The sequence below is a fragment of the Paenibacillus sp. 01T47 genome (assembly GCF_056398245.1).
In genome coordinates, this window is record NZ_JBFTPA010000009.1 from 42871 (window position 1) to 56227 (window position 13357).

Consider the following 13357-nt stretch of genomic DNA (forward strand, 5'->3'; position numbering starts at 1 on the left):
TTAGTGCGCTGCCTTGGATACGTAAACGAGAATAATGGTTTCCAAATAATTAAGATCCGCAGCCATTCGTTTTTTAACTTCTACGTTCAAAGCACGATCCGATTCGATACGCTCCAGAAGCTTCTCTATTTTCTTAAGTGCTTCTTTGGCGTCCTTGCCAACTGATTTTTTATCCTTCCAGCTTTTTTCAAGCTGCTCCAGCTCTTTTACATATTTCTTATCGTTATCCATCCCATTGAACGGGACATAAATCTGTTTGATTTTGCGCTGCATTTCGGAAATGATCGTTTTGAAGGATGTTAAAACATCTTTGTCTGGCACGATGGCGGGTTTGCTGTAGAGCCCTGCTAAAAGCGCCTTGTCATATTCATTTCCAAACAACGATTCAAATTCGAACAAAGCTGAGCCGGAGACGCCTACTGCGACGGAGTCGTTTATTTGTTTAAGCAGCATCTCCTTCGTTAAGCCAAGATTCGTTCCGACACCAATGACGATCAGCGCTTTGTTGTTTGCGAGTGTAACGGAGTTTAAGGAATCAGTGGCAACAGATGAAGCGTCTGGATGATAGGACATCGGAAAGAGCTGGTCGATATAGTTTTTGGCAATCCAGTCCTTTGGCTCTTGGTGCATGAACTCTGGCCCATTCACGTAGTTCGGCCATACGGCTGCGGAGACTCGGATATCCGGCTTCAATTTTTTGGCTTCACTGGAGATCCGATATACGAACTCATTAATCGTATTTTTTCTAAAATCAACCCACGCTTGCCAAAGGTTGTCGCCGGGACGAAGGTCGATCGGATCTGCGCCATGCTTCTGCTTGAACAGATTGCGCGTATAAGAGTCATAACCAAAATCGTTCGTGTAATCACCTGCATCGGGATAACGAATATAGTCCAAATGCAAGCCGTCTACTTTATATTTCTGAAGCAGCTCCTTATAAATTTCAGAAACAAAGTCCCGTACTTCAGGCCTTACAGGGTTGAGGAAATAGTACTGGGTGTTGTAAAGTGGAACGTCTTGATAATCATGGCCTTGTCTACTAATCATGGACCATTCCGGCTTAAGGCTTCTGACGGGACCTGCCATACTGCCGACGCCTACCAAAAAGTTTTCGACCCACGCATGAACCTCGATGCCTGCTTTTTTGGCTTCTGTTATATAGGCGTTCAATACGTCAAAACCGCCATAAATCGGATTTTGAGCAGCTAGCGGATGGCTCGTTGGGTAAATCGTAAAGCCATTCCACCACGTCTCTAAGTAAATGGAGTTGATATTTAAAGCGTGAAGCTTCGCAATATGCTGCTGAACCTGCTCGAGATTCGTTTCCTTCGGACGAATCCAAATGGATCGATGGTCTACAGCGCGGGATTCATAGCCCATGAAGCTGGCTTTCTCCACCCGTGCGTTCAGCTCTGCGAACTGGACCGTGAAGGAAGCGAAATCACCTTGTGCAATCTGGCTTTTCAAATCGACCAATGCTGCTTGTGCAGATGTAATTTGCTGTTCCATACCGTTATAGTTAATGTCTAGAAACTGCTGCTTGGAGAGAATAAGCTTTTGCTTCGCGGCATCTATTCCTATTTGCGCTTTATCCAGATAGGATTCTGGCGTGAACAGAAATAACGCTTGTTTCTTATCCGTGAGCAGCTTGAAGCTGCTGCCTATGGATACATGCTCGCTTAGCCAGCTTGCTTTGACGCCATGCCCGGATATGACATATCCGCCAGCTGGAATGGTAGAATTATTGCCGCTCACCTGCGTGACCTTGCCTTCCGAGTTTACGACAACCTCGTATCCCCAAGGATTCGTTCCCGTTGCTGCGCCATAGCTGTTGTCGTAAATAATGAGCTGATCCGTTCCGCGGTGTCCGGGGTATGGTTCATTGCTGCCGTCATCCCAGCCTCCGGGATTATCTTCTCTCGTTCGCGGATTTAAGGCGTCGTATCCTATTTTGGAGGCTTCAACTAACACTTCATTGTTCATATTCAATTCAACGGCATCTCCAATCCGCACAGTTCCAATTAATTTGGCAAAAAACGGACTTTCAGCTTGAATAGAGAGAACGTATCCACTTGCAGGAATGGATGAGTTGTTATCGAGCCAATTGCCGGTAGTATCCTGCGTCATCGTTGCTATTCGCGTAACGGAACCTCCGTCAACGGTGATCTCCATGCCCCAAGGATTTGTTTTTGTTGCAGGGCCGTATTCTGGCAAATACAGAACGATATCCGCCGCTCCGCGCCCTGCATTAACCTGAGTAATTGGAACGATCTCTTCATTAACGGTAAAATATTGGGCTGGATAAACCGATATAGGAAAGCTCGTTGTAATGGAATCTCCAATCTTGAAGCCGCTGATCAATGAAGCTTTGTTTCCCGTTCCAGATATGACGTATCCGTTAGCAGGAATATAAGTGCCGTTAGTGCTGTTTGTATATATGGCTGTAACGATATCGTTTGTAATGATGGCTTCTGTTGTCGGAACGAGCGGAGGTTTTGTTGTGGTTCCGTAGCTGCGGGTAAATATCATGAGTTTGTTGTCTTGACTCTCTTGATTAATGAGGTCAACGATGTGGTTTGTGCCGTCCTCAAGCGTAATGGATGGCTGGTCAGGAGAAGCGGGCTCTGAGAAGGCGGTTGAAGAAATGCTGATCAGAAGAAGGGCAACACAAAGAACGAGATTAAACAATCGTTTGGTCATCATGGCATACACCTCGAATCTTCTCATTTGTACGCATAAAACAGAACCTTACACTTCACCGCCTTTCGGATAAAGTAGTTGTTCATGTTCATGATGGATTGTTTATCTAGCAGTAGTGTAACAGCAAGCGGATTGTTTTTCCATAAATTTTATAAAAAGAGGATAATATTTTTATTTTCAAACTATCGCTTCAAATTTTCTGGCCAATGCGTCTCAATGCCTTGATTTTGAATAAGCGTTAAAAAAGCTTCCAGATGCAGCTTATTTTCTCGTACTTCATGCGGGGTGACTTGATTTATAATGGAGTAAGCGGCTAAATAACCTGCTGATTCACCGATGTTCCATTCGGTTGGATGCAGTCGGTAGCAGCCGTTTGTAATTTGAGTGGTGCCAATATTTTTACAGGCAGGGAGCAAATTTTTCATCCGAACGGGGAGGAGGGCTCCGAGCGGAATTTCGTAAGGCAAGCTGGGAATGTAGAAGCCGCGATTGGATTTTGTTGTTGTGTGGAGATCTAGATGATAACTTCCGACGCCTACACTGTCCTCATATCGTTTGATCCCTTGATCCCCCCTGATTTCGAGGCTGACATCATGCTCCGTAATCGTATATTTCGCCTTTATTCTGCGAGATTCCCGTATATAAGGATGTTTGGCAATACCATCTTCTGTTCCAACAATGTCACCGCGAAGTCGAAGGCCGGGATAACCAATGCCTCCATCTGGACGCGGTGCTTCCGTTTGCAGCCAATAAACGAGCGATAGACTTTGCTGACGCGCACTCTTCAAATGTTTTTGTTTTTCTTCCTCAGTTACCTCATAAATAGGTCCTAAATAATAATCGTTTTGTGCCCAGTTAATTAAAGTGATATCGCTTTCAAACGAGCCTTCTTTAAACAAAGAACGGTCAATAATGCGCCTGTAAGTCCAGAAGGGCATGGGTTCTTTCCCATCGGGCATGAAGATGATTTCTTTGTCCTGATCCTTGTCATGAATGTCTCCCATTTTCCAGCCGAACAGCGGGAAGCGTGAATGCGCAGGAATGAAGCTTCGCCAAAAGTCATACTGCTCTGGTTTCTCAATCGTATAATCTGCATTCTCCATGTGATCTAAAGCAAAAACATACGTAAAGGATTGCATATCAAGGGAATCGGCCTGTTCGAGCGCATGCGGTTCTCCTGTTTCAGCTTTTGCTTCAGCTCCTGATACATACTCTGCACCGGCAAGAGGAAGAAGGTCGCCGCATTCGGTCGCGTCCAAATAGTAGGAGCCATGCAGCTTCTTCATTTCACCTGAGGTGATATGTTTGATAAGGACAGATTCAATCAAGTCTTCGTTTGTTTCAGAGGACTCTAAATGATAGCCGAGTAGAATAGTTATTTTTCCACTACTGATATGAGGAGCAAGCATAGTCTCAAGCACATGAAGCGCGGCTTTTGGTTCATGGCAAAGTCGGCTGACCCAGCCGTTTCCTGGGTTTAGGCGATCATTATTTTTGGCGTCTTCTACTAAGGGATAGTTTTCCTTGTAATAACGGCGAATACGGTTGCGAAACTCACGATATGTACGGGTACAGCCGAAGCTTTCAATCCAAGGATGCTCGTCGGGAGGAACGGCTTGACTAGTCAACTGCCCGCCAATCCAATCTGTTTCTTCCGTAACAATCACCTTCATGCCTAACTTAGCTGAGGATAGTGCAGCCATGCATCCACCAAGCCCTCCGCCAAGTATAATGATGTCAGCCGTAATCGATTGTTGTTCCATTCGAGTCCCGCCCTTCTAGAATTGAATGAAAATTTGCTATATCGTAACACGAGATAGAGATTATATCCACCAATTATGATATTATTAAAAAAAATATCTTTTTCAAAATTATGGCAGGCCATGAAGCCAATATCCGAACATTATTTTAATTTGTGAAAGTCAATTGAAGGAAAGAGGAGGGATTCTATTGCCTCAAGATATCAGTATGCAATGGGTTACGAGTCTTTGTATTCATTATGATATTGGAGTGCCTCTCATTCAGCCAAGTCCAGTCACTGGCGGTTTGCTTCATCACATGTGGAAGCTCAGCACAACAGAAGGCCAATTCGCCTTGAAAATATTAAACCCTGAAATTATGTCAAGAGCAGGTGTCTTGTCCAACTATTTGCTCTCGGAGCGTATTGCAGCAGCCGCAGCAAGTGCAGGTATACCTGCCGTCTTAGCAAAGACAGTTAATAATGACATCATTACTCAGGTTTCTGGTGTGGATGTTATGCTATTTGATTGGATTGATGGAGCTGTCATTACTCCCGCTGATTGCCGCAGGGAACACGCAAGTATAATTGGAGCTTTGCTTCATAAGATTCACAACTTAAAATTCGAGGAGCAGCATAGCCCACTCTGGACTTCCTTCGGGCAGGACTACTTGAGGGAATTGATAGATGATGGACTTAGGACAGCGACGCCATGGGCGCAGCAGATTGATGCTGGATTCAATGACTTGTTAGAATGGAATCATCAGTATCAGCAAGCCAGCCAGATGTTGAACGATAGCCAGTGCTTCAGCCATCGCGATTTGAATCCGAAAAACGTCGTTTGGAAGGACGGTCTTCATCCGCATATTATTGACTGGGAAGCAGCTGGTTCAACAAATCCAACAATGGAGCTATTTGATGCTGCCTTAAGCTGGAGCGGGATTGATACGGGTCACGTCAATAAAGAGATTTTTATGACGATGCTAGGCTCATATCAAAAGGCCGGTGGGACAGAGCTAACGCATGTGAAGGAAGCTTTCTACGGCAGAATGGGCAGCATGCTCGAATGGATGGAGTACAATATGAGACGTTCACTGCACAAAGATATTTTCGGTGAGCCGGAGCAGCAGCTTGGCAATGAGCAGGTGCTGTTGACCTTCTCGTCCTTAAAGGAAATGTCAGCAAATATTGTTGAGTGGATGGAATGGATAGAGGAGAGGGATCAGAATGAAACCAGCAATCAATAAAAAAATTATCGTCATTGCCCACCGAGGTGCGGCCGGGTATGCACCCGAGAATACGATGGCGTCCTTTCAGCTTGCGATAGAGATGAAGGCTGATTTCTTGGAACTGGATATTCAGCTTACAAAGGATGGGCAGCTTGTTGTTATTCATGATACAGAGGTTGATCGTACGAGTAATGGCAGAGGCAAGGTGCTGGACTTTACGATGGCTCAGCTGAGTGAACTGGACGCAGGAAGCTGGTTTAATGCGAAATTTGAAGGTGAACGAATTCCAACACTATCAGAGGTATTCGACTTATGCAAAGGGAAAATCGGTATCTTAATCGAGATTAAGGCGCCTTGGCTATATCCGGGGATAGAGCAGAAGTTAGCCGAAGAGCTGCGTGCTCACGGCATGCTGGATGAAGATCCTGCTTCTATTATTGTTCAATCTTTTGATCAGAGCTCTGTGAAGCGATTTAGTGCTATTATGTCCCAGGTTTTAGTTGGTTTGCTTGTTTATCAGTCTGAAGATGTAACGGCAGAGAAGCTTCAAGAAACAGCTGTGTATGCGGATTATGTGAACCCGAGCTTGAATCTCGTTACAAAAAGTTTCGTAGATACCATTCATGCATTAGGCAAAAAAACGACGCCTTGGACGGTTCGTTCGGCAGCGGAAGTGCCGCCATTGCTCGATCTTAACGTTGATGGCATTATTACCGATTATCCTGATTATGTGAAGTGATAGGGATTGATCAGGATGTTTTGAGGGTATTACCTTTATTGTAAGCCATGAGTAGATCATTTAACTATTTAGATAAGTACACTATGAAGCGAGCTGATACGATGAAGATGGCAGGTCAAAAAATTAACCAATCCAATACGCTTTTGTTGATTTCGAGTATATATACTTCCTTGACCAAAGCGGAAAAAAAAGTAGCCGACTATGTGAAATCAAATCCCGAGGAAGCGGTTATGGCGACGGTAACCGATTTATCTGAGCAGGCGGGGGTAGGCGAAACGTCCGTTATTCGGTTTTGCCGCAAGTTAGGCTTCCGCGGTTATCAAGAGTTTAAGCTTTCTATTGCGCAGGATTTGGTCAACCGTCCGTCGTACTCGACCGTTGAAATAGAAGAAGAAGACAGCACACTGACGAAGGCAAGAAAGATTACGCTTCGCAACGAAATGATGCTGAAAAATACGCTTGATCTAATCAATCCGGCGGATTTGGAGAAAGCAGTCCATCGGATGCTCGCAGCGGACAAAATTTATATTTTTGGAGTAGGATCATCCGGTATTACAGCGCTTGATCTTCATTATAGGCTGATGCGAATTGGAATGAATGTGGAGGCGCATAGGGATTCCCATATTATCGCCATGTCTGCATCGCTTGTGAAGAAAGGGGAAGTGGTGTTTGGCATATCAACCTCGGGGAGCACGAGGGATCTGGTAGATCCGCTGCGACAAGCGAGAGCTAATGGAGCTGAGGTCATTTGTTTGACAAGCCATATGCGTTCTCCGATAACAGCACATGCTGACACCATTTTATTGGTGCCCTCACGTGAGATGCCTACCGAAGGCGGTTCTTGGTCAACAAAAATTACTCAGGTACATTTATTGGATATTTTGTGCAATTTGTTGTCTCATAAGAAATATAATGCCACAGAAGCTTTGGAGAAGACGGCTCGCTCCGTCGTAGACAAGCTGTATTAATGGATAGGGTACTCTTGCGATTATATCGCAAAGCCCATCAAAAATAGGGCTGTCTCAAAAGCGTTTAGCTTCTGAAGGAATTGCTCACATGAAAAATAGCCGTACAGGAGAGCTATTCCTGTACGGCTATTTTTCTATTCTGGTCTGTATTTGTTTGCTTCATCAGATCGTGGAAAAGCGAAAGCCACCTGACCTCTAGACTAACCTTAGGCAAGCAGCAGAGCAGAAAACGCCGAAATCCCCGGTTATTCTTGATCTGCCCGATTATACTTTCGGGTTCAATCATTCGTCTTACCGACAACGCATATCCTTACACTTTTCCTTTGTTTTAATGCTATTTTGAGAAGTCTCCAACTCCAATTTCCGCGATCTATGTCCAGCTATCCTGCAAAATTGCAGGAACTTCGCCCATGTTTAGCTGTGTTGGAGATCTATGTTGTATTTTTGCAATAACTTGCTATATGATCTGCCATTTTAGTACTTTAAGAGCGCTTATATTGTAGGAAATACAGTATAGCTGCACGTAAGTGTGAGAAAGAAGCCGCTATCCTGCGAATATGCAATATAGAAAATAATGAAGGACAATGTAGAAGTGCAGAGTTGCCGAATTAGAAAAGGGGATATCCCAAAAGGGTAAACCTGAGAGAGAGAATCTCATAGGATGTGCAAAAGAACCTTCAAAACCACTATGAAAGTGAATCTGAAGGTTCTTTTTTGCCAGCATATTACGTGAAAAGTGGGGGCTGAATGATTCGGAAATTGCTTTAGGGTCAGCCCCCTTTTCTTTGATGGGTCTCTATAAAGATAAAGAGCGCTTATTGCCCTGCTTCGTCCTGTTTCTCTGCTGCGAAAGATTGGATGCTTTCTTTGCGGCGCTCGTTTTTAGCTTCGATCGATTGCTGCTGATCCGAAGATAATTCATCTGCAAATTCATTTAAGTACTGTTCTGCTTCTTGCAAATTTTCTTTTGTGTTGTTAATATGCTGCTGCAAATGAGCGGCATTATCTTCTCTGTTGTCTGGTTTAGCCATTTGTAATCCTCCTCTCTGTGCAGTAGTCCTTATTAAGATGTCCGACAAGCACCAAAATTATGCCAATAGAGAGCGCTGACAGCTAATGTTTAAATTTTCTGACAATATAGAATAAAGGTATATTTTTTTAATATATAAATTAATAGTGGAGAAAAAATCCAATGTGTGATAGCTTAAAAAAGGATTCAGCCAGAAAAGGACGAACCTTTTAAAATACGATTTTTCCAAACGGTTTTAAAGCAGATTTTCGAATAAAAGAATTTTCTTTCAGAAAAAATAAAATTATTGAAAAATTCCTCCAGTGATGATATGTTGTAAACAGGAAAGATCATCACTTTCTGGAAGGATTTATAGCATCTCATTATTGGTGGACTACCATGACAATCACATAAAAAGTAAGCCGAAACCTTCCAAGTAAGTGGGGCATGAAGGCATCGATGCGGGGTTGGAACTTGAACTGATAACAGGGAGGGATGACCAAACAGCAGTTGATCGCAGCAAATGTAGAGTAAGCATGAGCTCTTGCATTTCATCCATTGGAGGGGTAAGCTATGCGGAAAATAAAATGGTTTGCAATGGTTTTATTGGCGGTTACGCTCGTTTTTGTATCGGCATGCAGCAAGGGCACCAATAACGGAAGTGAGAAAGCTACGAACAAGCCTACGAATGATACGACTGTTGAAACGGCAGCTCCGACAGAAGCACCGCCTGTAGAGCCGGTTATCGACATGAACGGCGAGACGTTGAAAATTATTCACTGGGTCGACGGACCGTCAGAGGATACGCCGGAAGGTGCAGCGACACTGGAGAAGTGGCGAGCTGCCGAGAAGAAATATAATGTGAAGATCGTGTGGGAGAAGGTGCCTTGGGGCGAGAACATAAAAATGGTTACAAACGCCGCGCTCTCTGGTGAGTCGGCAGCCGATATCGTACCTTTGGATTACTATTTTGCAGTGCCGGCCATCAATCAAGGATTGTTTATGCCGGTGGATGATTTCTTCAATTTTGATGATCCCAAATGGCCTGCAGGCTTGAAGCAGCACGGTGCGGTCAATGGCAAAATGTACGGCTTTACCTCCAATATCAACAACGCCTCTGGTCTCTACTACAATAAAACATTATTTGAGCGCGAAGGTCTTCCAGATCCGCATGATTTGATCGCTCAAGACAAATGGACATGGGACGCTTTCCTAGACATCGCCAAAAAAGCGACAAAAGATACGAACGGCGACGGTGTAATCGACCAATGGGGCGTTACCAATATCGTCGGAAATCTATCGCGCATCTTGATTCACTCCAACAACTCCTCCTTTATTACACTCAAAGACGGCAAAAACGTCTTCAACTATAACGATCCAAACCTGCTAGAAGCACTTCGATTTTTTAGTGATCTATTCAATGTGCATAAAGTCGTCGCTCCTAACAAAAACGAGAATTTCGAGGATTACAATGAGTCGCAAACGTTATTCAACTCCGGTAAAGCCGCAATGGTGACTGGTGAAGTATGGGAAGGCGCAACAAGAACAACAATGACCGATGAGCAAGGTTTTGTTTATTTCCCTAAAGGTCCAAAAGCAACAACATGGCAAGGCAGCATTGAAAACTACGTGCAGTTCTATATCCCTGCCATCGTTAAGAGAGCAAAGGAGAAAGCTTATATTTGGGAACAAATTCAAATGTGGGATCGCGTAGAGCCGATTAACCGCGAGGAAGCGGAGAAGCAGCTGCTTGCTGATGAAAGCGATATTGAAGTGATGCTCGATTCTCTCAAATATGCACAGCCTATTTTTCTACCGCTAGGCGGAGCTTTAAGCGATATTTCCTATTCCATTGCTAATCGCGGCGAGTCGCCTGAGACGGTGCTTGAGCGAAATAAACAAATTGCGCAGGATGCGATTGATAAGGATTTGAATACACAAACAACAACAAAGGCAGCACAATAAAGGATGAGACTAGATTGATGAAACAGCATCGCAGGGAATCCCCATTAGGGATTCCCATCCTTTTATATGGACGACCATTTAAAGAGGAATGAGGGGTTCGCATGCTGAAGGTAACCAGGAAAACAAAGAGAGTGGTTGGCGCACTGCTGGCTCTGGTCCTATGCCTGACAATCGTCTCCATTTATCCTGCGAGCCGCTCCTCAGGCAGCGATCACATACTGGAGTCTACTCATGCGGCATCAGCCTTATTGGAGAAGAAAATATCAAACCTCCCTTCAGCAGGAAATCGCTATGAAGAGTATGCAGCTGAGTATGCAAATGAGCCGCATCCATCGATCAATCAAACAATTGAAGCCGAATCCTTTGCTGCGATTGAGGGTATGAATGCTGAAAAATTCGAAGTTTACGACGGTGCCGAGACGCCAGTCGTTGAAACGGAAGATTCAGGTGTCATTCATTGGAATGTTGATGTGCCAGAAGACGGATTATATCATATGGCTTTGCGCTATTTTCCGGTGGAAGGCAACACTTCTCCCATTGAGAGAGAGCTTCGTATCGACGGTGAAGTTCCTTTTGAGGAAGCTTCCAGACTTGTTTTCTCACGGGTATGGCGCAATGAGCTGGCCGAGCTGGAGCAGGACGCCAAGCAAAATGATTTGCGGCCGAGACAAGTTGAAAGCCCGCAGTGGCAGGAGAGAGTATTGCGTGATGCGGAAGGTTATTATCGTGAGCCGTTCTCCTTTTATCTATCCAAAGGCCAACATCGAATTTCACTCGTTTCTCTAAGAGAACCGATGATTATAGACTATTTGAAGCTTTACCAGCAAGAAGAAATTCCTCCCTATGAGAAAGTAGCGCAAGGGTATCAAGAGCAAGGCTATAGTGCGACGAACGGCTTGTTTATTAAGCTTCAAGGCGAGGACGCCGCGTTCAAATCGAATCCCTCATTGTATCCGCTGAATGATCGCTCCAGTCCTGGCACGGAACCCTATCATGTATCAAAAATTAGAATGAATACAATCGGAGGCGTCAACTGGAAAATTCCCGGACAGTGGATTTCGTGGAACCTTGACATTCCAGAAGACGGGCTTTATGAATTTGGCCTAAGATACAAGCAAAATACGGTCAGAGGCGTCAATGTAGTTAGAGAGCTTTCCATCGACGGGAAAATTCCGTTCAAGGAGGCGGAAGCTATCCCTTTTCGTTATGACGGCGCATGGCAGATTGGAATGCCTGGCGAGGATGGCAAGCCGTACTTATTTTATTTGACCAAGGGGAAGCATGAAATCAAGCTGGAGCTGACGATGGGCGACCTCGCTGAAATTATTCGAATGGTGCGTTCCAGCATCCAGCAGCTCAACGCATTGTATCTCAAAATCATCATGATCACTTCGGCTTCGCCAGACCCCCTTCGAGATTACGAGCTGGAGAAAAAAATTCCTGAGCTGCAAAAGGTGTTTAAGGAGCAGAGCGAGTTTCTTACTGCCGCAGCAGATCGGATGGATGAGCTGGTTGGCGGCACGAGCGCCAGCACGACGATCTTAAGAACAACCTCCTATCAATTGAAGGATATTGGAAGCCGTACCGAGACGTTGACCTCACGGCTCAAAGGCTTCAAGGATAATGTGACCGCCCTCGGCACTTGGCTGCTTACCGTAAATCAACAGCCGCTTGAAATCGATTATTTGTTTTTCAAATCGCAGAACGTACCTGTGCCGAAGGTCAGTACTGGAATCATCGGGAAGTCTGTACATGAAGTGATGTCCTTTGCCAGATCGTTTTCCGAAGATTACAGCCACATCAGCAATGTCAAGCAAGGAGACAAGGAAGTAACCGTGTGGATTGCAGCAGGAAGAGATCAGGCTCAGCTGCTTCGGTCTATGATTGACAACACTTTTACGCCGCAAACCGGCATTTCAGTTAATTTACAGCTCGTGAATCCAGCAGTCGTTCTGCCGGCAACGCTAGCAGGGAAAGGCCCGGATATCGCGCTGACACAAGGCGATGTAATCAACTTTGCGATGAGGAACGCGCTTCAGGATTTATCCAGCTTCCCGGAATTTGCACAGGTTAAGGACCGGTTTATGGATAGCGCTTTCGCAAGCTTTAAGTATCAGAACGGCGTGTTTGCTCTACCAGAAACACAATCGTTCCCAATGCTATTCTATCGCAAAGATATTTTGGAAGAGCTGCATTTGGACGTGCCGCAAACATGGGAGGATATGTACCGTATCATCCCCGAGCTCCAGAAGCACAACATGGATTTGGCGCTGCCGCAAAATATCGTGTTTGAATCGATGCTCTATCAAAATGGCGGCCAATATTACCAAAAAGACGGGATTGCAACGGATCTTGATTCAGCCATTGGCATAGAATCGTTCCAAAAGTGGACGGAGCTGTATACCAACTATAAGCTGCCAATTGAATTTGATTTCATTAACCGTTTCCGCACAGGTGAGATGCCAATTGGTATTGCGGATTATACTACGTTCAATTTCTTGACGATTTTTGCCCCGGAAATTAGAGGCCAGTGGAGTTTTGTCGCGGTACCGGGCACGAAGAGCGAGGCGGGGACGGTTCGCCACGACACACTTAGCTCAGCTACAGGCACAGTGATGTTCAAAGACGCCAAAAATAAAGAGGCAGGCTGGGCGTTTATGAAATGGTGGACGGACACGGAGGCACAGGTCACGTTTGGGCGTGAGATGGAAGCGATATTAGGGGAATCGGCGCGATATGCAGCTGCGAATTTAGAAGCTTTGCAGCGTCTTCCATGGTCAGCAAAGGAAATGAATCAGCTGGTTGAGGAGCTGAACTGGGTCGTCGGCAGACCTGCTGTCCCAGGCGGCTATTCACTCGATCGGCACATCTATAATGCCTTTTACGAGGTGTACACCGACGGCAGCGAACCGCGGGAAACGCTGGAAAACTATGTCCGAACGATCAATCAGGAAATTACGATCAAGCGCGAAGAATTTGATTTGCCGACAAAGTAGAAGGGAGGGGTCC

The 13357-nt window shown here is 45.1% G+C and carries 8 protein-coding genes and 1 pseudogene; 5 read left to right on the forward strand and 4 right to left on the reverse strand.

Going from position 1 to position 13357, the window contains the following annotated elements:
* Together AC1DOV_RS18785 and AC1DOV_RS18790 are read right to left on the reverse strand one after the other, a co-directional pair.
* Positions 1-2703 carry a glycoside hydrolase family 10-like protein gene (locus AC1DOV_RS18785; protein WP_477550725.1) on the reverse strand — a complete coding sequence of 901 codons (2703 nt, stop codon included), beginning with the start codon at positions 2701-2703 and terminating at the stop codon, positions 1-3.
* A 179-nt stretch (positions 2704-2882) separates the two neighbouring features.
* Complete coding sequence (locus AC1DOV_RS18790) at positions 2883-4463, reverse strand: FAD-dependent oxidoreductase (protein WP_441882790.1); 1581 nt, start codon at positions 4461-4463, stop codon at positions 2883-2885.
* Positions 4464-4650: 187 nt separating this feature from the next.
* Between AC1DOV_RS18790 and AC1DOV_RS18795 the strand changes: the two genes are divergently transcribed.
* From AC1DOV_RS18795 to AC1DOV_RS18805, 3 genes are all read left to right on the forward strand, one after another.
* On the forward strand, positions 4651-5685 hold the full coding sequence (locus tag AC1DOV_RS18795) for a phosphotransferase (protein ID WP_477550726.1): 1035 nt from the start codon (positions 4651-4653) through the stop codon (positions 5683-5685).
* Positions 5666-6406 (forward strand): glycerophosphodiester phosphodiesterase, encoded by a 741-nt coding sequence (locus tag AC1DOV_RS18800; RefSeq protein WP_477511186.1) that lies wholly within the window; start codon positions 5666-5668, stop codon positions 6404-6406. The genes AC1DOV_RS18795 and AC1DOV_RS18800 overlap by 20 nt, the downstream gene beginning before the upstream one ends.
* A gap of 101 nt (positions 6407-6507) precedes the next feature.
* Complete coding sequence (locus tag AC1DOV_RS18805) at positions 6508-7374, forward strand: MurR/RpiR family transcriptional regulator (RefSeq protein ID WP_477550822.1); 867 nt, start codon at positions 6508-6510, stop codon at positions 7372-7374.
* A 112-nt stretch (positions 7375-7486) separates the two neighbouring features.
* Here the strand turns inward: AC1DOV_RS18805 and AC1DOV_RS18810 are convergent.
* Together AC1DOV_RS18810 and tlp are read right to left on the reverse strand one after the other, a co-directional pair.
* Positions 7487-7684: pseudogene (locus tag AC1DOV_RS18810) on the reverse strand (transposase); the annotation flags it as partial.
* A gap of 505 nt (positions 7685-8189) precedes the next feature.
* Positions 8190-8405 (reverse strand): small acid-soluble spore protein Tlp, encoded by a 216-nt coding sequence (tlp, locus tag AC1DOV_RS18815; RefSeq protein ID WP_076270030.1) that lies wholly within the window; start codon positions 8403-8405, stop codon positions 8190-8192.
* A gap of 551 nt (positions 8406-8956) precedes the next feature.
* Between tlp and AC1DOV_RS18820 the strand changes: the two genes are divergently transcribed.
* Positions 8957-10348 carry an ABC transporter substrate-binding protein gene (locus AC1DOV_RS18820; RefSeq protein ID WP_477550727.1) on the forward strand — a complete coding sequence of 464 codons (1392 nt, stop codon included), beginning with the start codon at positions 8957-8959 and terminating at the stop codon, positions 10346-10348.
* 101 nt (positions 10349-10449) lie between these two features.
* A complete protein-coding gene (locus tag AC1DOV_RS18825; protein WP_477550728.1) occupies positions 10450-13344 on the forward strand; it encodes an extracellular solute-binding protein in 2895 nt (964 codons plus the stop codon).
* The last annotated feature ends 13 nt before the right edge of the window (positions 13345-13357 follow it).